The following is an 18,777-nucleotide window of genomic DNA, read 5'->3' as shown; positions in this document are numbered from 1 at the left end:
CTAAATCAGTCGACGCATGCAAGATAATAATGCCTGCCAATATAATTACTCATGGCAGGGGCGGTAAATTTTGTGGTTTGGCTGAAAATACTGTGAAAAATTGCTGGCAAAAGCGCTAACGTCGTTGAAATGACACGGGTTTGGCAAAACGCTTGTCATATTGTTCTGAATCATACTTGAAGAATTTAAAAACGCTGGCGCATAATGGCCCGGCCCGTTTCGGACAGTTAATCGGGAAAGTTCCGAACATAATTCGGATAAAAGAATTTGCGCACCCGCAATAAGCGGGGCTCTACAGAACAGGAGAATAGGCGAATGTCACACAATAAATCGCTGCGCGTGGCCGCGGCCGCAGTTGCCCTGGCACTGGCCGGTACGACCGGTTTTGCCATGGCCGCCCAGGTACCGGCAGGCGTCAAGCTGGCTGCCAAGCAGGAGCTGATCCGCAACACCGGTTCCGAGCCGGAATCGCTCGATCCGGTGCTGGCCGAATCGGTACCGGCCAATACCATCACCATGGATCTGTTCGAAGGCCTCACCGCCACCGACAGCTTTGGCAAGGTGATGCCGGGCGTGGCCGAGTCGTGGAAGCAGACCAGCCCCACCACCTGGGTATTCAAGCTGCGCAAGAATGCCAAGTGGTCGGATGGCTCCGCCGTGACCGCAAGCGATTTCGTGTATGGCTGGCAGCGTTTTGTCGATCCCAAGACCGCCTCTCCCTATGCCTCCACCTATGGCATCTTCATCCAGAACGGCAAGGAAATCACCGAAGGCAAGAAGCCGGCTTCCTCGCTGGGCGTGAAGGCTGTGGACAAATACACCCTGGAAGTACAAACCCCCTACCCGGTGCCGTTCATGCCGTCGCTGGTAGCCAATACCCAGCTGGCACCGCTGCCCAAGGCCACCATCGACAAGTTTGGCAAGGACTGGACCAAGCCGGGCAAGATGGTTTCCAACGGCGCTTTTGCGCTGAAGGACTGGCAGGTCAACAGCAAGATCGTGGTGGAAAAGAATGCCCAGTACTGGGATGTGAAGAACGTGCAGCTGGGCAAGATCACCTATCTGCCGATCGAAGACCACAATGCCGACGTGAAGCTGTATGAGTCCGGCGAAAACGACTGGGTGCTGGAACTGCCGTCCGGCACCTACGACAAGTACAAGACCCAGTACCCGAAGGAAATCCGCAATGCGCCTTTCCTGGGCCTGCGCTACTACTCGCTGAACAACAAGGACCCGCTGCTGAAGGACGTGCGCGTGCGCAAGGCGCTGTCCATGGTGCTGGACCGTGACATCCTGGCCAAGAAAGTAACCGCCGACGGCCAGTCCCCGGCTTACAGCGCCATCGTCACCGGCACTGCCGGCGCCGATGTCACCAGCTATGACTGGGTGAAATGGCCGATGGCCAAGCGGGTGGAAGAGGCCAAGAAGCTGCTGGCCGAAGCTGGCGTGAAGCCCGGCACCAAACTGAAATTTGCCTACAACACCAGTGACTACCACAAGAAGATGGCCATCTTTGCCGCTTCCGAATGGAAATCCAAGCTGGGCCTGAATACCGAGCTGGAAAGCCTGGAATTCAAGGTGCTGCTGAAGAAGCGCCATGACGCCGACTTCCAGATCGCCCGCAATGGCTGGAATGCCGACTACAACGACGCCACCACCTTCCTGGCGCTGGTACAGTGCGACAACGACCAGAACGACAACAAGAACTGCAATGCCAAGGCCGAAGCGCTGATCAAGCAGGGTAGCGATACCACCGATCAGGCCAAGCGCAAGCAGCTGTTCACCCAGGCCGTGAAGATGATCATGGATGACTATCCGATGATTCCGTTGCTGCAATACACCGCACCGCGTCTGGTGAAGTCCTATGTGGGTGGCTACGGCAAGAACCCGATGGACCGCTACCGCGGCAAGGACCTCTACATCATTCAGCATTAAGCATGACGCTTGATTGAATGATGCAAGAGGCGGGGGCGCTTGCCCCCGGTTGAACAGAGGCCGGATGTCCGCCAGACGGACATCCGGCTTGTGATGTAGAGCATCATGCCGGAGCGGTTCGCCCTGCAGGCGCGTTCACAAGACGCGTGCTGTGCTGGCGGACGACAACCGGCTGGAGTATCCCCATGTGGTCCTATACTTTCCGACGCGTGCTGGCCACCATTCCCACGCTGCTGGCCGTCATTACCGTTTGCTATCTGTTGCTGCACCTGACGCCGGGCGGCCCCTTTGACGGGGAGCGCAAGGTATCGGCAGCGGTGCTGGCCAACTTGCAGGCCAAGTACCATCTCGATCTGCCCTTGTGGCAGCAATACCTGTATTACATCAAGAGCCTGCTGCAGGGTGATCTGGGTGCATCCTTCCGCTATGCCGACTGGAGCGTGAATGATCTGGTGGGCAAGGCCCTGCCGGTATCCGCTGCCATTGGTGGTGGTGCCATCGTGATTTCGCTGTTTATCGGTGTGGCGCTGGGCATTGTGGCCGCACTGCGCCAGAACAGCCTGATCGACTACTTCGTCATGCTGCTGGGCAATATCGGCGGCGCTTTTCCGTCCTTCGTGCTGGGCCCGGTGCTGGTGATGGTGTTTGCCATCGGCCTGGAATGGTTGCCGGCCGGCGGCTGGGATGATTTCTCGCTGCGTTACATGGTGCTGCCGATTGCCCTGCTGGTGTTCATCAACATCTCCACCATCGGCCGCGTGATGCGCGGCAGCATGATCGAGGTGCTGGGCAGCAACTTCATCCGCACCGCCCGTGCCAAGGGTTTGCCGATGCGTACCATCGTGCTGCGCCATGCGCTCAAGCCGGCGCTGATGCCGGTGGTGTCGGTGATTGGCCCGCTGGCCATTTCCTCGATTACCGCGGCAGTGGTGACCGAAACCGTGTTCGGCCTGCCGGGCCTGGGCAAGCTCATCGTCAATGGTGCCGCCAACCGCGACTACACCCTGGTACTGGGGCTGGTGGTGCTGGTGACGGTGATTACCGTTGTTCTCAACCTGCTCGTGGATCTGGCCTATGCGCTGCTGGACCCGAAGATTCGCTACTGAGCGGGAGCAAAAATCATGATGCAAAGCAAACAGAAAGCCATGACGGCGGCGCTGGACAATGGTCTGGTCGATGCCGCCGTGGAAGGCCGCAGCCTGTGGCGTGACGCGCGCGTACGTTTTTTCCGCAACAAGGCCGCCGTGCTCAGCCTGATCATGCTGGTGCTGATCACCCTGGCCTGTATTTTCGGGCCAATGGTGCTGCCGCACACCTATGAAGACACCGACTGGGACGCCATGGGCATTGCCCCGACGCTGGCCAATACCCACTGGTTTGGTACGGATGCGCTGGGGCGTGACCTGCTGGTGCGCTGCCTGATCGGCGGCCGCATTTCGCTGATGGTGGGTGCGCTGGCGACCATCGCCTCGGTGGCACTGGGCATTGTCTGGGGGGCCACCGCCGGCTTCATGGGCGGTAAGGTCGATTCGCTGATGATGCGCATCGTCGACATGATGTACGCCGTGCCCTACCTGCTGATCGCCATTCTGATGGTGACCCTGCTGGGCCGCGACTTCTACCTGGTGGTGCTGACCATTACCGTGTTCTCCTGGATGGACATGGCACGGGTGGTGCGCGGTCAGACGCTGGCGATCAAGTCCAAGGAGTATGTCGAGGCGGCGCACGCCATTGGCGTATCCACGCCCAAGATCATCTTCCGCCACATCGTGCCCAATCTGTTGGGCATCGTGGTGATCTACACCACGGTTACCGTGCCGGGCGTGATTCTGACCGAATCCGTGCTGTCCTTCCTCGGCCTGGGTGTGCAGGAGCCGATGACCAGCTGGGGTGTGCTGATTCAGGATGGTGCCGGCGTGATGGATGCCAGCCCGTGGATTCTGCTGTTTCCGGCCGGCCTGCTGTCGGTCACCTTGTACTGCGCCAACTATATCGGCGACGGCCTGCGCGATGCGCTCGATCCGAAAGATCGTTGAGGTAGCAACAGATGAGTCTATTGAAAGTAAGTAATCTGGGCGTGCAGTTCCAGACCAACGACGGTGTGGTCAGCGCAGTCAACGGCGTCAGCTTCGAGCTGGAAAAGGGGCAGACCCTGGGCATCGTTGGCGAATCCGGCTCGGGCAAGAGCCAGACGGTGCTGGCCATGATGGGCCTCTTGGCCAAGAACGGCAAAACCACCGGTGAAGCGCTGTACCAGGGCAAGAACCTGCTGGCCATGAGCCCGGCCGAGCTGAACCGCATCCGTGGCGACCGCTTGGCGATGATTTTCCAGGACCCGATGACCTCGCTCAATCCCTATCTGACAGTAGAGCGCCAGATGACCGAGGTGCTGGAGCTGCACAAGGGCATCAGCCGCCGTGACGCGAAAAAACGCGCCATCGAGCTGCTGGACGCGGTGCGCATTCCCGAAGCCGCGCGCCGCATCAATATGTATCCGCATGAATTCTCCGGCGGCATGCGCCAGCGGGTGATGATTGCCATGGCCTTGTTGTGCGAGCCGGAAGTGCTGATTGCCGACGAACCCACCACCGCGCTGGACGTGACGGTGCAGGCACAGATCCTCACTCTGCTCAAAGAGCTGCAGCGTGATTTCGGTACCTCCATCGTGATGATTACCCACGATCTGGGCGTAGTGGCCGGCCTCTGCGAAAAAGTGATGGTGATGTATGGCGGCCGCGCCATGGAGTACGGCAGCGCTGACAATATCTTCTATCAGCCCAGCCACCCCTACACCATCGGTCTGCTCGGCGCACTGCCACGGCTGGATCACGATGGCAGCGAGCTGGTAAGCATTCCGGGCAATCCGCCCAATATGGCCAGAATGCCCAAGGGTTGCCCGTTCTCCGAGCGTTGCACCCACGCCAGCAGCCGCTGCGCGGACGAACTGCCGGCACTGGCCGCCAGCAACGTGAACCCGCAGGTGCTGCGCGCCTGTCACAAACCGGCAGACGAATTGCAGCAGGCAGCACAGGAGGTGGCCCATGTCTGAACAAGCCAAGCAGCCGATTCTGTCGGTACGTGATGTCAAAGTGCATTTTCAGGTCAAGGGCGACGGCGCCTGGCCGTGGAGTGCCAAGCGCACGCTGAAGGCGGTGGACGGGGTCAGCTTCGATCTGTACGCCGGTGAAACCCTGGGTGTGGTGGGCGAGTCCGGCTGTGGCAAGTCCACGCTGTCGCGCGCCATCCTCAACCTGATTCCGGCCACCAGCGGCGAAATCGTGTGGATGGGCAAGGACCTGACTCGCGGCACGGACAAGGACTGGCACGCGGTGCGCAAGGACATCCAGATGATCTTCCAGGATCCGCTGGCCTCGCTCAATCCGCGCATGACGGTGGCGCACATCATCGGCGAGCCGCTGCGGGTGCACAAACCGGAGCTGTCGGAAGCCGAAGTGATGAAGCGGGTACGCGCCATGATGGCGCGGGTGGGGCTGCGCGAGCAGATGATCAACCGCTATCCGCACGAATTTTCCGGCGGCCAGTGTCAGCGTATCGGCATTGCCCGGGCGCTGATTCTGGAACCCAAGCTGATCATCTGCGACGAGCCGGTGTCGGCACTGGACGTGTCGATTCAGGCGCAGATCATCAATCTGCTGAAAGAGCTGCAGCGCGAGATGGGCCTGGCGCTGATCTTCATCGCCCACGATCTGGCGGTGGTCAAGCATATCTCCGACCGCATCCTGGTGATGTACCTGGGCCGCGAGATGGAGCTGGCACAAAAGCATGCCTTGTACGATGCGCCTGCGCACCCGTATACCCGCGCGCTGCTGTCGGCCATTCCCATTCCCGATCCGAAGCTGGAGAAAAACAAGGTCATCCAGATCCTGCAGGGTGATCTGCCCAGCCCGATCAACCCGCCTTCGGGCTGCGTGTTCCGCACCCGCTGCCCACAGGCCGAGGCGCGTTGCGGTACGGAGAAAATCCAGCTGCGCCAGATCAGCGAGCAAAGCCAGAGCTCCTGCCTGTTGGCCTGATTACGCGCTGGTGCCAAGCAAAAGCCCTGCATTTTCATGCAGGGCTTTTTATTGATTGTTATCCCAGTGTTAACAAAGTGGACTGTTGCTTAACGAAAAATTACGCTAGCATGTTAGCGCTTTCTAAAAAAACAGGATTTCGTGATGAAAAAATTGCACCTTGCTCTGGTATTGGCATTGTCCCTGTCTGGCGCAGCCCAGGCTTTCGATCTGAACGGCATGCTCAGCTCCGGCAGCGACCTGCTCAAGGCCGCTACGCTGAGCGATGCCGACGTCAAGAGCCTGGCCGCTGAATCCAGCGTGGCCATGGACAAGAAAAACAAGGTAGCCGCCCCCTCCAGCGCCTATGGCAAGCGTCTGGCCAAGATCGTCAAGGGTCTGGACAGCGAAGACGGCACCAAGCTGAACTTCAAGGTCTATCAGACCAAGGAAGTGAACGCCTTTGCCATGGCAGATGGCACCGTGCGTGTGTACAGCGGCCTGCTGGACAAGATGGATGACGACCAGGTGCGTTTCGTGATCGGCCATGAAATCGGCCACGTGAAGCTGGGTCACACCAAGAAAGCCATGCAGCTGGCTTACTCCGCTTCCGCTGCGCGCAAGGCCGCCGGTAGCAGCGGCAACAGCACTGCCGCAGCCCTGAGCGAGTCCGACCTGGGCAACTTTGCCGAAGCCATCGTCAATGCACAGTTCTCGCAATCGCAGGAAAGCGATGCCGATGCCTATGGCGTGGGCTTCCTCAAGCGCCACAACTACAATGTGCAAGGCGCACCGTCCGCCCTGCGCAAACTGGCCGAGCTGTACGGCAACGACAGCAGCATGCTGGCCAGCCACCCGGCTCCGGGCGAGCGCGCCACCAAGGTGGAAAAGCTGATCGCCAACTGATCAGTCTTCCTGCTGAAAAAAGGCCTCCGCATGGAGGCCTTTTTGCTTGTCCTGCCAGTGCAGTGCAGGGCGACTCAGCGCTTTTTCGCCGGCTTGGCCAGTTGCTTCAGCGCATGTGACACCGCTACCAGCCCAAAGCTGGCGGTGACAACCATGCCGGCACCGAAGCCGGCGCAGGACAGACCCTGCGGACCACGGCTGCTGTCGGCCTCACAACTTTGTGTGTCGGGATAAACCAGCTGTTCGGTAGAGAACACGCAGGGAACCTGCAGCTTCTTGCCGGCATCGCGCGGGAAGCCGTGATAACGGCGCAGGTTATAACGCAGCTTGGACAACAGCGGGTCGTAAGTGACCTCGCCCAGATCCGCCAGCTTGATCTTGGTCGGGTCCATCTGGCCGCCGGCACCACCGGACACGATGAAGGGCTGGCGTTGGCGTACACACCAGGCTGCCATGGCGGTTTTGACCCGCAGATTGTCGATGCAGTCGATGATGAAGTCGAAGCCCTGGCCCAGCATGGCATCCAGATTGTCTTCAGTGACGAAATCCTCGATTTCCTGCACCACGCAGGCCGGATTGATGGCGCGCACCCGTTCGGCCAGTGCCGTCACCTTGGCCATGCCGTAATGCGGGTCCAGTGCCGGCAGCTGGCGGTTGGTATTGGATTCGGCAATATTGTCCAGATCAATCAGCGTCAGGTGGCCGATGGCGCTGCGCGCCAGTGCTTCCACCGCCCAGGAACCCACCCCGCCCACGCCCACCACACAGACATGAGCCTGCTGGAAACGGCTCAGCGCCTCTGCGCCATACAGGCGGGCAATACCGCCAAAGCGGCGTTCAAGATCAGCATCGTGCGACATCGGGGCATCCGGTACGGAAAAACGGCCAAGCATAACCAAGCCGGGGCTGGCTGACCAGTGGTGTGGCAGAAAGCGGCTGCGTCCTGCCTGCAACAGCCGGCTGCGGCGGACTAAGAACAAGCAGCTGATTTATTGGAACTTTCCTTACCCTTGCCTATCCTTGTCTGTGGGTCCGTCAAGAATGCACACCGGCATTCCTCTGAACCGGGCCTGCCTCCGTGATCTCAAGGGAGTCTCCCATGAAGCTACCGAGTTTCGATATCGACCTGGACAAGCATTACAACGCCACCGTCGTCATCGCCTGCGTGCAGTGCGGCCATGAAAACCGCCATCATCTGAAAGCCCTGTCCCCCGACCATACCCTGCGCTGCCAGTGCGGCAGCGACATCTCGATGAACAGCACGGCCATGCTGGCCGCCCAGCGCCGCGTCAGCGAACTGAAGCAGGCATATCGAATACCTTGATGGAGTGATTCCCACAATCTGCGTACTGCCCCCGGCAACCCGTTTGCTGGCACAATCAGGCAGGGCCTGATTCAGAAATTTCCTCGTACGGCGGCCTTTATGGCCGCCGCTTTCATTTGCAGGAGCACAGCATGCAGTGGATTGATATGCGCAGTGACACCGTTACCCAACCCACCCAGGCCATGCGTCACGCCATGGCTCATGCCGTGGTGGGCGACGATGTCTATGGTGACGACCCGACTGTGGTCGAACTGGAAACCCTGGCCGCCCGGCTGCTGGGCAAAGAGGCCGCGCTGTTTGTGCCCACCGGCAATTTCGGCAATCAGCTGGCCATTTTCACCCACTGCCAGCGTGGCAACGAGGTGATTCTGGGCGACGACTGCCATATCGTCTGGCACGAAACCGGCGGTGCGGCGGTGATCGGTGGCGTGCAGTTGCGCACCATTGCCAGCGACAAGGGGGTGATGGATCCGCAGGAAATCGAAGCGCGCATCCGGGTGGGCCAGGATGTGCATTGGCCCAAGACCGGGCTGATCTGCCTGGAAAACGCTCACAGCAATGGCCGGGTGATTCCGCTGGACATCATGCAGCGCACCGCCGACATCGCCCGTTGCCACGGCGTGCCGGTGCATCTGGATGGGGCGCGGGTATTCAATGCCGCCACGTATCTGGGCTGTGATGTGCAGGAGATCACCCGTCATGCCGATACGGTGATGTGCTGTCTGTCCAAGGGGCTGGCCGCACCGGTCGGTTCCATCCTGGCCGGCTCGGCCGATTTCATTGCCCTCGCCCGCTACAATCGCAAGCTGCTGGGTGGCGGCTGGCGTCAGGCCGGGGTGCTGGCGGCACCGGGCCTGCTCGCGCTGACCGAGATGACCCAGCGTCTGGCCGAAGACCACGCCAATGCCCGCTATCTGGCCGAGCAACTGGCCGGCATGCCCTGCATCGAGGTGGACATCGACGACGTGCACATCAATATGGTGTGGTTCCGCTTGCTGGCCGACATCGATATCAGCGAACTGATGGCCGCCCTGACGGCTGCCGGCATCAAGGCCAATCCGCCCGAGGGTGGGCGCATGCGCTTGGTGACGCACTGGCAGGTCAGCCGGGAAGCCATCGACCGGGTACTGGAGGTGTTTCAGCGGGTATTAAGTGACTGACAGTCCGGCCCGCAGCGTGCCATGCGCTGTCAGGACGCCCCCGATTGAATCTGCAAGTGCGGAGAGACAGCATGAAAAGCGTATGGATCTTGTTGTTGGCATTGTGTTGCGGCAGGGTGCTGGCCGATGAGCAGCTGCTTACGCTCAGCACCCGTCCCGGCGTGAGCCAGCGTCTGTTGTTGCTGGAACCCGCCGGCAAGCCGCTGGCCAGCCTGATCCTGTTTACCGGTGGCGAGGGCACGCTGAAACTGGGCGATAGCGGCCAGTTGGGTGCCGGTGCCGGCAACTTTCTGGTCAGGACCCGCCAGCGCTGGGCAGAGCAGGGCTTTCAGGTGGCGGTGGTGGATGCGCCGTCCGACCATCCGGACAATATCAGCCGTAACGATTTTCGCAGCAGCGCCGAGCATGCCGCAGATATTGCCGTGGTGATGGATGAGTTGCGCCGTCGGGCCGCGGTTCCGGTATGGCTGGTGGGCACCAGCCGAGGCACGACCTCGGCGGCGGCTATCGGCATCCGCCTGCAACCGCGCGTGGCCGGGCTGGTGTTGACCTCCACCATCAATCACGATCGTGGCAATGTTGCGGCCATGGATTTGCCACAGCTCAGCCTGCCGGTCTTGCTGGTACAGCACCGGCATGACCAGTGCAAGGAAAGCCTGCCGGCCAATGTGCAGCCGATACTGGACGGGCTGCTCAAGGCACAGCCGCGCGCCCTGCTGGAGTTTGATGGCGGACAGAACTGGGGTGACCCCTGCCAGCCTTGGGCCGCACATGGGTATAACGGTATCGAGGATGAAGTCATCAGCCAGATCGCGGCCTGGATAAAACAGCATCAGCCCTGAGCCGCGGTTCGCTGGAACGAGTGGGGCTCACTGTCCGGCAGCGGTGGCCAGTGGCATGAGCGGTATCAGTCATAGACCACGGTAACGATGGCCTTGGCCGGCTTGTCCATCGTGTAGACACTGGCCAGGGGCGGTGCGATGTAGCGGGAAACCCCTACCGACTGGGTTGCCGCCGGGCCGGCGCAGCTGGGGTTGGCAGCCGCCTCGCGCGCCATTTTGTAGGCAGCCGGGTGCTGGGCGTAGTTCATCCAGGTTTCGGCCGGGAGGGTGCAGGGTGTATTGACGATGGCACCATGAAAACTGATGGTGCCAGTGCTGGCGGCGACGCCGTTGCTGCTAAGCAGAAGCAGGACGCTGAGTGTGGCGAGCAGGTTTTTCATGATTATTTCCAAAATTAATAAGTAAACAGATGCAGTAAATAAGAAATTTCTACACAGGTTATAGGAAATTGACCAGAAAACCGCTAGTTATCGATTGCTGAAGTATTGCTGAAACTTTGTGAAGACTGACTTATAAAAACAGCCATTCTGGTGTTTTGATTGATAAAAACACATATTTTTGGCATTTTTTGTTAAAAATCCAGGCTTGATTGCGAGGATTTTTTGGGCTTTTGCAAAAGTGCCGAGCATTGGCACGGCTGGCCCAGTACTAAAGAACGGGTCGAGCGTATTTCCCCGTCGCGTGTTTGATTCATGGTTGCCGGGTGTCGGTGCTAAGCTGTGCGCCTGTCTGAATTTCTGGTCCTGTCATGTCCCACCTTCCCGATTCCCAGCTGTGGCTGGAAAGCCTCGACGACCCTGCAGTCCAGCAATGGGTTGCTGCACAGAACAGTCGCACCCAGGCGCTGCTGGATGCCGATGCGCGCTATGCGCCCTTGCAGCGCGACATCCTGGCGCACCTGCGCGATACGCGGCAGATTCCCTTCTTTTCCGAGCACGCCGGCTGGCTGTACAACTTCCATCAGGATGAAACCCATCCGCGCGGCATTTACCGCCGCAGTACACTGGCGGCTTACCGGGCTGGTGCACAGGAATGGCAGACGGTGCTGGATGTGGATGCGCTGGCGGCCGAAGCTGGCAAGGACTGGTATCTGGATGGCGTGGCGCATTGCACGGTTGCGCCCACACGGGTGCTGGTGCATCTGAGCGAGGGTGGTGGCGATGCCAGCCTGGCCTGGGAATACGATCTGGATGCCGCCGCCTGGGTGGAGCAGGGTTTGCGTTTTCCCAAGGGCAAGAATCATATCGCCTGGCGTGACCCGGACAGTGTGTTTGTCTGCCCGGGCTGGAAGGGCGCGCCGCTGACCCGTTCCGGCTATCCCAGCGAGGTATGGCTGGTGGAACGTGCGGCCGATGGCCAGCATCAATGGCAGCAGCTGTTTGTCGCACCCGCCGGTGCGATGATGGTGGCGGCCTGGCGCTATCTGGACGGCGTGGATGGCGTGCTGGACCTGATCGAAGCCGCGGATGGCTTTTACAGCAAGACCTACCATCTGATCGACGCCGATCTGCAGACCCGGCCGCTGCCACTGCCGGCCAAGGCGGATATCGAGGGCTATCTGCATGGCCAGTTCATCGTCAAGCTGGCCGAAGACTGGCCGTGGCAGGGTGCAACCTATCTGGCGGGCAGCCTGTTGGCCGTGCCGCTACGCCACTTGCTGGGCGGTGAGGGGGCGGTGCAGTGCCTGGTGGAGCCGGCGCCGCGGCTGGCCATCGAGTCGGTGGAAACCACCCGCAGCAGCGTGGTGGTGAACCTGATCGACAATGTCCGCAGCCGTCTGCAGGCGTTTGAGCTGCATGGCGAGCAGTGGCAGCCGCGCAGCCTGCCGGTGCCGGATTCCGGCGTGATCGAGTTTGCCGACCAACCCTGGGACAGCGAAGTGCTGTGCTATAGCTTCAGCGATTTCCTTAATCCCACCGGCCTGTACCGGTTGGATGTGGCTAGTGGCGAGCAGGAATGCCTGCGCCAGCAGCCCGCTGCTTTTGATGCCAGCCGTTTTGTGGCCGAGCAATGCTGGGCCACTGCGCCGGACGGGGTGGCGATTCCCTATTTCGTGGTGCGCGCCCGCGATGTGGTGCTGGATGGCAGCACGCCCACCCTGTTGTATGGCTATGGCGGTTTCGAAGTGCCGATGATGCCGTATTACGTGGAAAACTTTGGCGCACACTGGCTGGAAAAGGGCGGGGCCTTCGTGCTGGCCTGCATCCGTGGCGGTGGGGAGTTTGGCCCTGGCTGGCATCAGGCCGCACAAGGGGTGAAGCGCCCGGTTTCCTTTGACGATTTTTGCGCGGTGGCCGAAGCCTTGATTGCCAGTGGGCTGACCTCTCCGGACAAGCTGGGCATCGAAGGTGGCAGCAATGGTGGCCTGTTGGTGGCGGCCTGCATGGTGCGCCGGCCGGAACTGTTCAAGGCCGTGGTGTGCGAAGTGCCACTACTGGACATGCTGCGTTATACCGAACTACTGGCGGGGGCCAGCTGGATAGACGAATACGGCGATCCGGCCAATCCGGACGAGGCGGCGGCGCTAGCTGCCTATTCGCCTTATCACCAGATCAAGTCCGAGGCGGTTTACCCGCTGGCGCTGTTTACCACCAGTGCGCGCGACGACCGGGTCCACCCCGGCCATGCCCGCAAGATGGTGGCACGCATGCAGGAGCTGGGCCACGCAGCGCTGCTGATCGAAACCGATGCTGGCGGCCATACCGGCAATGCCGGCCAGCAGCAGACTGCCGACGAGCTGGCGCGGGTGTTGGTGTATCTATATCAGCGGCTGATGGACTAAGAACCTGTTCATAGTCTGCTGCGCTTCGGTGATACCGCGTTAAAAACGTCTGCGGAATGCTCATTTACTTTATGTAAACTCCGCTTCCTTAGCCGTTTTCGCCTTGTCTCACTCTAGCTCGCGAGACTTTGAACAGGCTCTAGGCCATCGTCATCAGCAGGCGACAATGTTAGTCTGGGCGTTTCCTGCCGAGGAGACGCCAGTGATCACCCTGTACGTGTTTGGCCCGGCCTTCGGCCTGCCCGATGCCAGCCCCTTTGTGCTGAAGGCCGAGATGCTGCTCAAGCTGTCCGGCCTGCCTTATCGCAAGCTGCGTGGCAGCATGCGCCGTGCGCCCAAGGGCTAGCTGCCCTATATCGACGACGCCGGCAGGCAAGTGCCGGATTCCACGCTGATCCGCCTGCATCTGGCCGAGCAGCATGGCATCACCCTGGATGCTGGGCTGTCGGAGGCTGACAAGGCGCTGGCCTGGAGCGTGGAGTGCCTGTGCAGCGACCATCTGTACTGGTGTGTGGTGCATGAACGCTGGATGGATGATGCGGTTTTTGCCCGTGGCCCGGGGGTGTTTTTCCAGCGCGTGCCATTCTTGCTGCGCGGCATGGTCATTCGCATGATCCGGCGCAAGGTGCGCGCCAATCTGCATGGTCAGGGCCTGGGACGCTTCAGTCCGGCCGAACGCCAGCGGCTGTTGCAGCTGGATGTGGCCAGCCTGGCCGCCCTGCTGGGTGATAAGCCCTATATGCTGGGCGAGTCCCCGAGCTGGCTGGATGCCACGGTGTTTGCCTTTGTCGCCTCGGCCTGGCTGGCCACCCTGGGTGATACTCCCAGCCAGCAGGCGGTGCGGCAGCATCCCAATCTGCAGGCTTATGTCGAGCGGCTGCGCCGGCAATACTTTCCCGACTGGACGACCGAAGCATGACTGGCGCGTTTCTTGCACAGCAGAACGGCATCATCCCGCCCCAGACCCTGAGCATGAGCCAAGATATCCACATCCGCCCGGCCACGGCGGCCGACGCCGCCAGCATTGTGGCGATTTACAACCCCTACGTGCTGGATACCACCATCAGTTTTGAAGAACAGCCGGTGACCGAGCAGGAAATGGTCGAGCGCATGTACAAGGTTGGCCAGCAAGGCCTGCCCTGGCTGGTGGTGGAGCTGCATGGCGAGCTGCTGGGCTATGCCTATGCCACGCGCTGGCGGGTGCGGCATGCCTACCGCTTTGCAGTGGAAACATCGGTGTACTTTGCCGCCGCCGCCCGTGGTCAGGGCCTGGGCAGCCGGCTGTACCGCGCCTTGCTGCAGCAATTGCGCGCGCTGGGCGTGCACATGGCCATTGGTGGCATTGCCCTGCCCAATCCGGCCAGTGCCGCCCTGCACGAGGGGCTGGGTTTCCGTCAGGTGGCTACTTTTCACGAGGTGGGCTGGAAGGCTGGCCGCTGGCTGGACGTGGGCTATTGGGAGCTGAAACTCAATGATGGCCCACCACTGCCGGATGCGGGCTGACCGCGCGATCTGCGCCGTTGTGGAGCCGTCCTCTCCCCAGAGTGGTGCGTGCAAAACCTTGGACAGCTGCTCCGCTTTGTGACATTTTTGATCAAATACTCACAGGAGGAGCAGACATGGCACAAGCCAGCGACATCATCGTGTTTCAACGCAACCCGGTACGGGTCGAGCAATTCAATGCACCGGCCGACCGTCGCATCGAAGGCGAGTGCGCCCAGACAGTAGAAAACCATTACTCCGACCCTAGCGGCCAGTTTCACGCCGGTATCTGGAGTGGTGGCCGTGGCAGCTGGAAGGTGAAATACAGCGAGCACGAATTCTGCACCCTGCTGGAAGGCTATGTGCGGCTGACCGATCTCCACGGCGACAGCGTGGAGCTGTATGCCGGCGACCATTTCGTCATTCCTGCAGGTTTCGAAGGGGTATGGGAGGTGCTGGAACCGGCGCGCAAGACCTACGCCATCTTCGAGGCCAAGTAGCCCCGCCTGACAGGACAAAACAAAGCCCCGCACTGGCGGGGCTTTGCTATTGGCGATCAACGGCAAGACTTGATGCGGCTAACAGGATAGCGCAGCGCCGCATCAGGCTTTTGTTCGCGGCTCTTATTCGCCCAGGCTGTGTTCCAGCTGTTGCAATCTGGCCTTGAGAGCGGCCACTTCGGCTTCCAGTGCCGCTACCCGCCCGGCGACACCGACATCGATGATGGCTGCTGCGCTGATTTCATTCGGGCTGGGTTCGCCACTGAGCAGATGGCACCAGCGCGCCTCACGCTCACCCGGCTGGCGCGGCAGTTTCATGACCAGCGGCGGGTATTTGTCGGCCAGCGCTTCCAGTGCGCCTTCTACTTCTTCCACGCCGCCAAAGCTGTAGATGCGGCCGGAACGAGTGCGGATCTCCGCGCTGGTCTGCGGGCCGCGCAGCATCAACAGCGCCAGTGCGGCCTGACGTGCGCCGTCGATATTCCATTCATAGTTCAGGCGATGCTCATACTTGGCGACCCGGCTGCCGGCCGGCAGCCGCTCGGTGACCAGTTTTTTCGCCATCAGTCCGGCCAGGGCGGCACTGAGCTCGGCATCGGACAGCTGCATCACCGGCTCGCGGCTGGTGAGCTGATTGCAGGCGGAAGACAGGCTGTTCAGCGTCAGCGGGTAGGCATCGGGTGTCAGCGCCTGTTTCTCGACCAGTGCGCCCAGTACCCGTACTTCCGCGGCATCCAGTTGGTGTGTATCCATCTTGTGCTCCCTTGTTGCAATGCGCACATCATCGCACCAAGCGCTCCCGGCAACCAAGCTTTGTCGCCGTCCGGCCTTAGAGCCGCTAACAAAAACCCTGCTGCTGCGTTGCGCCTCCTTGCCGTACTCTTTGTACTGTCTGCGTCGGCGCGCCTTGCCCCAGGGACGCTACGCTATTTTGTTAGCCGCTCTTATTGTGGTGGCTGTTGTTTCGCCAGCAGGGCATCCAGCTGGTGCAGGCGCTGAATCTCGCGTTGGCGCGCGGCATCTTCATCTTGGGACAGTGCCTTGTACAGCGAAACCGCCATGCCGATCATGATCAGCATGAAGGGCAGCGCAGCCACGATGGACATGGTCTGCAAACCCTTCAACCCGCCGCTGGACAACAGCACCAGGGCAATGGCCGACAGCAGCACGCCCCAGATCAGCTTGACGCGGTGACCCGGATTGAGCGAACCGCCGGAGGACAGCATGCCCAGCACAAAGGTGGCGGAGTCGGCCGAGGTGACGAAGAAGCTGACCACCAGCAGCATGGCCAGTATGGACAGGGCCCGCCCGCCCGGCAGGTAGTCGAACATCACATACAGCGCGGTGGACACATCCTGTTTCACTGCGCTGACCAGGTCGGCACCGGCAAACAGTTGCAGCTCCAGTGCCGTGCCGCCGAACACGGCAAACCAGACAAAGCTGGCCAGGGCCGGCACCAGCATCACCCCCACCACGAATTCGCGAATGGTGCGCCCGCGCGAGACACGGGCGATGAACATGCCGACAAACGGTGCCCAGGTCACCCACCAAGCCCAGTAAAACAGCGTCCAGCTGGCAATCCAGCTGCTCTGGCTGAAGGGCGACATGCGCAGGCTCATGCTGGTGAGATTGCCCAGATAATCGCCGAAGGTGGTGGTGAAGGTATCAAAGATGAAACCGCTGGGGCCCAGTACCACCAGTAGCAGCATCAGGCCGCAGGCCAGCAGGATGTTGAGATTGGACAACCACTTGATGCCGCGTGACAGGCCGGTGAGCGAGGACAGCAGAAACAGCACGGTGGCGATGGCGACGATGGCAAAGGTCAGCCAGGGCGAAGCCTGCAGGCCGAACAGTTTTTGCAGTCCGCTTTCGATCTGCAAAGTGCCAAAGCCCAGCGAAGTGGCCACGCCGAATACCGTGGCCAGCACGGCCAGGATATCAATCGCCTTGCCAATGGGGCCATCGACCCGCGCGCCCAGCAGCGGCCGGAAGGCCGCGCTGATCAGGCCCGGGGTGCCACGGTTGAATTTGAAATAGGCCAGAATCAGCCCCATCAGGCTGTAGATGGCCCACGGGTGCAGGCCCCAGTGGAAAAAGGCATAGCGCATGGCGGCGCGGGCCGCGTCGGCCGACTGGGGCGTGATGGCGGCGCTGGCCGGGGTAGCGAAGTGGGACAGCGGCTCGGCCACGCCCCAGAACACCAGGCCTATGCCCATGCCGGCAGAAAACAGCATGGCAAACCAGCTGCCACGGGAAAACTCCGGCTCCTCATCTTCTTTTCCCAGGCGGATATGGCCGAAACGGCCAAAGGCCAGATACAGCGCAAACACCAGAAAGCCGAAGACGCTGAGCAGGTAAAACCAGCCAAAGCGGGAAATGGTATAGGCCAGCAAGGTGGCGGTGGAGTCGGCCAGCTGTTGTGGGGCGAGTGCGCCGAACAGCACAAACAGGGCAGTCAGTAACAGGGATAGGCGCAAGACCAAGCTTGTCTCCTTTCATCGGGCAGCCAGCAGAAAACCGGGCAGGGCGGCATTCACTGGCAGGGTGTGGGCATGGCTGTCACCCGGGCAGGCGCAGGGGCGCTGCGGGTGGCAGGCGGATGGTGTGGCTGCTGTGGCATGGCAAGTGGCGATGCAACACGGCGAGGCAGCCTGAAATGAGCGGCAATCTGTGCTGTGCCGTTATGGATAATTGAATGAATTCAAGATATTGCCTTTTTACCATATCATTATTAGTAAATTGTTGTAAACAAATATACTGAATCGGCGAGGGGCGGCACGATCCTGCGCGGGCGACTTGCCCTGCTGTCCCGCTGCCGCTAAATGGATGGATGCTTGACAGCATGCGGCGGACTGGCCAACCTGTCGCCTTTCGAAAAGCATGCAAGGAAACGGTGATGAAGCGGGTGGATCTTCTGTTGGTGGAACAAGGACTTGCCACTTCACGTACGGCGGCACAAAGCCTGCTGGAAAGCGGCCGGGTCAGCCTGAATGGCCAGGTTATCAGCAAGGCCAGTTCAAAGTTTCCCGCCGGCACGCCCTTGCAGGTCAGGCCTGATCCGGCCGACCGCTTTGTCTCCCGTGGCGGGCAGAAGCTGGATGGGGCCTTGCAGCAGGCCGGGCTGGATATCACTGGCTGGCGGGTGCTGGATGTGGGGCAGTCTACCGGCGGCTTTACCGATTGCGCCTTGCAGGCTGGTGCCGAGTATGTGGTGGGCGTGGATGTTGGCCATGATCAGCTGCACCCCAAACTATGGGATGATCCGCGCGTCCGCTGTTTTGAAGGGGTGAACGCCCGTGCGCTGGATGGCCGGACCTTGTTGCAGGCCAATGCTGGCCAGCCATTCGACCTGATGGTGTGCGATGTGTCGTTTATCTCGCTGACGCTGATCCTGCCATCGGCCCTGCCTTTGCTGGGGGAGAGCGGCCGTTTGCTGGGCCTGGTCAAACCGCAGTTCGAGGTGGGGCGCGGCGCGCTGGGACATGGTGGCATCGTGCGCGATGAAAGCCTGTTTGCCGGCGTGCAGGACAAGATCAGCAGCTGCCTGGACGAGCTGGACTGGGAAGTGGAGCAGTGGTTTGACAGCCCGCTGACCGGTGCCGATGGCAACCGCGAGTTCTTCGTGCTGGCACGCCGGGCTGTCTATTGAGCGGGCAAAGAAAATCCGCAGAGGCATCGCACACTCTGCGGATGGCACCGGCCACCTTGCCTGTGGCCTGACGGTGCGGTGGGATATCGGCTGGGGGCGCTTCAGTCTTCCTCGCCGCGCACCACCAGCAGTGGGCAGTGGGTCTTGCGCATGACGTTTTCGGCCAAGCTGCCCAGCATCAGGT

Annotated in this window: 19 protein-coding genes; 15 read left to right on the top strand and 4 right to left on the bottom strand. The window is 60.9% G+C overall.

Annotated elements, in window-relative coordinates; all coding sequences use genetic code 11:
- The first annotated feature begins 315 nt into the window (after positions 1 to 315).
- The 6 genes from DBR44_RS17230 to DBR44_RS17205 all read left to right on the top strand — a co-directional run bounded on the left by DBR44_RS17230 (position 316) and on the right by DBR44_RS17205 (position 6,854).
- Entirely contained in the window at positions 316 to 1,935 is a 1,620-nt protein-coding gene (locus tag DBR44_RS17230) for a peptide ABC transporter substrate-binding protein (protein ID WP_124645235.1), read from the top strand.
- 185 nt (positions 1,936 to 2,120) lie between these two features.
- The gene (gene oppB / locus DBR44_RS17225; RefSeq protein ID WP_059285663.1) at positions 2,121 to 3,041 is read left to right on the top strand and encodes an oligopeptide ABC transporter permease OppB; all 921 of its coding nucleotides are present in this window, start codon (positions 2,121 to 2,123) and stop codon (positions 3,039 to 3,041) included.
- A gap of 15 nt (positions 3,042 to 3,056) precedes the next feature.
- Positions 3,057 to 3,971 carry an ABC transporter permease subunit gene (locus DBR44_RS17220; protein ID WP_124645234.1) on the top strand — a complete coding sequence of 305 codons (915 nt, stop codon included), beginning with the start codon at positions 3,057 to 3,059 and terminating at the stop codon, positions 3,969 to 3,971.
- Positions 3,972 to 3,982: 11 nt separating this feature from the next.
- Positions 3,983 to 4,984 carry an oligopeptide/dipeptide ABC transporter ATP-binding protein gene (locus DBR44_RS17215; RefSeq protein ID WP_124645233.1) on the top strand — a complete coding sequence of 334 codons (1,002 nt, stop codon included), beginning with the start codon at positions 3,983 to 3,985 and terminating at the stop codon, positions 4,982 to 4,984.
- Entirely contained in the window at positions 4,977 to 5,969 is a 993-nt protein-coding gene (oppF, locus tag DBR44_RS17210; RefSeq protein WP_124645232.1) for a murein tripeptide/oligopeptide ABC transporter ATP binding protein OppF, read from the top strand. Before DBR44_RS17215 ends, oppF begins: the two co-directional genes overlap by 8 nt.
- A gap of 144 nt (positions 5,970 to 6,113) precedes the next feature.
- Positions 6,114 to 6,854, top strand: a complete 741-nt coding sequence (locus DBR44_RS17205; RefSeq protein ID WP_124645231.1) for a M48 family metallopeptidase — start codon at positions 6,114 to 6,116, stop codon at positions 6,852 to 6,854.
- A 74-nt stretch (positions 6,855 to 6,928) separates the two neighbouring features.
- Here DBR44_RS17205 and tcdA read toward each other — a convergent pair whose 3' ends face one another.
- The gene (gene tcdA / locus DBR44_RS17200; RefSeq protein ID WP_124645230.1) at positions 6,929 to 7,714 is read right to left on the bottom strand and encodes a tRNA cyclic N6-threonylcarbamoyladenosine(37) synthase TcdA; all 786 of its coding nucleotides are present in this window, start codon (positions 7,712 to 7,714) and stop codon (positions 6,929 to 6,931) included.
- A gap of 239 nt (positions 7,715 to 7,953) precedes the next feature.
- On the opposite strand from tcdA, the gene DBR44_RS17195 reads away from it, so the two are divergent.
- The 3 genes from DBR44_RS17195 to DBR44_RS17185 all read left to right on the top strand — a co-directional run bounded on the left by DBR44_RS17195 (position 7,954) and on the right by DBR44_RS17185 (position 10,180).
- Positions 7,954 to 8,178 (top strand): hypothetical protein, encoded by a 225-nt coding sequence (locus DBR44_RS17195; protein ID WP_103522987.1) that lies wholly within the window; start codon positions 7,954 to 7,956, stop codon positions 8,176 to 8,178.
- Between the two features lie 131 nt (positions 8,179 to 8,309).
- Positions 8,310 to 9,338: a low-specificity L-threonine aldolase gene (gene ltaE, locus DBR44_RS17190; protein ID WP_124645229.1), complete on the top strand. Its 1,029-nt coding sequence runs from the start codon at positions 8,310 to 8,312 to the stop codon at positions 9,336 to 9,338.
- 71 nt (positions 9,339 to 9,409) lie between these two features.
- Positions 9,410 to 10,180 carry an alpha/beta hydrolase gene (locus DBR44_RS17185; protein WP_124645228.1) on the top strand — a complete coding sequence of 257 codons (771 nt, stop codon included), beginning with the start codon at positions 9,410 to 9,412 and terminating at the stop codon, positions 10,178 to 10,180.
- 65 nt (positions 10,181 to 10,245) lie between these two features.
- On the opposite strand, the gene DBR44_RS17180 is transcribed toward DBR44_RS17185, so the two are convergent.
- Positions 10,246 to 10,560 (bottom strand): hypothetical protein, encoded by a 315-nt coding sequence (locus DBR44_RS17180; RefSeq protein WP_124645227.1) that lies wholly within the window; start codon positions 10,558 to 10,560, stop codon positions 10,246 to 10,248.
- A 368-nt stretch (positions 10,561 to 10,928) separates the two neighbouring features.
- Here DBR44_RS17180 and DBR44_RS17175 point away from each other — a divergent pair, with 368 nt between their 5' ends.
- From DBR44_RS17175 to DBR44_RS17160, 5 genes are all read left to right on the top strand, one after another.
- Positions 10,929 to 12,962, top strand: a complete 2,034-nt coding sequence (locus tag DBR44_RS17175) for a prolyl oligopeptidase family protein (protein WP_124645226.1) — start codon at positions 10,929 to 10,931, stop codon at positions 12,960 to 12,962.
- 202 nt (positions 12,963 to 13,164) lie between these two features.
- Entirely contained in the window at positions 13,165 to 13,308 is a 144-nt protein-coding gene (locus DBR44_RS19650; protein ID WP_199731090.1) for a hypothetical protein, read from the top strand.
- On the top strand, positions 13,309 to 13,881 hold the full coding sequence (locus DBR44_RS17170) for a glutathione S-transferase family protein (RefSeq protein ID WP_370449673.1): 573 nt from the start codon (positions 13,309 to 13,311) through the stop codon (positions 13,879 to 13,881). It abuts the gene before it with no gap.
- A 53-nt stretch (positions 13,882 to 13,934) separates the two neighbouring features.
- Positions 13,935 to 14,465, top strand: coding sequence for an arsinothricin resistance N-acetyltransferase ArsN1 family B (locus DBR44_RS17165; protein WP_124645225.1), 531 nt, complete (start codon positions 13,935 to 13,937; stop codon positions 14,463 to 14,465).
- A gap of 116 nt (positions 14,466 to 14,581) precedes the next feature.
- Positions 14,582 to 14,944 (top strand): cupin domain-containing protein, encoded by a 363-nt coding sequence (locus DBR44_RS17160; protein ID WP_124645224.1) that lies wholly within the window; start codon positions 14,582 to 14,584, stop codon positions 14,942 to 14,944.
- Positions 14,945 to 15,067: 123 nt separating this feature from the next.
- On the opposite strand, the gene DBR44_RS17155 is transcribed toward DBR44_RS17160, so the two are convergent.
- On the bottom strand, positions 15,068 to 15,697 hold the full coding sequence (locus DBR44_RS17155) for a YceH family protein (RefSeq protein WP_124645223.1): 630 nt from the start codon (positions 15,695 to 15,697) through the stop codon (positions 15,068 to 15,070).
- A 191-nt stretch (positions 15,698 to 15,888) separates the two neighbouring features.
- Complete coding sequence (locus tag DBR44_RS17150; protein ID WP_305000454.1) at positions 15,889 to 17,421, bottom strand: BCCT family transporter; 1,533 nt, start codon at positions 17,419 to 17,421, stop codon at positions 15,889 to 15,891.
- 419 nt (positions 17,422 to 17,840) lie between these two features.
- Between DBR44_RS17150 and DBR44_RS17145 the strand changes: the two genes are divergently transcribed.
- The gene (locus DBR44_RS17145) at positions 17,841 to 18,593 is read left to right on the top strand and encodes a TlyA family RNA methyltransferase (protein WP_124645221.1); all 753 of its coding nucleotides are present in this window, start codon (positions 17,841 to 17,843) and stop codon (positions 18,591 to 18,593) included.
- Positions 18,594 to 18,777 lie beyond the last annotated feature (184 nt).

It is taken from the genome of Aquitalea sp. FJL05, from assembly GCF_003852595.1.
Lineage (GTDB): Bacteria > Pseudomonadota > Gammaproteobacteria > Burkholderiales > Chromobacteriaceae > Aquitalea > Aquitalea aquatilis.
This window is presented reverse-complemented; position numbering and strand designations above follow the sequence as displayed.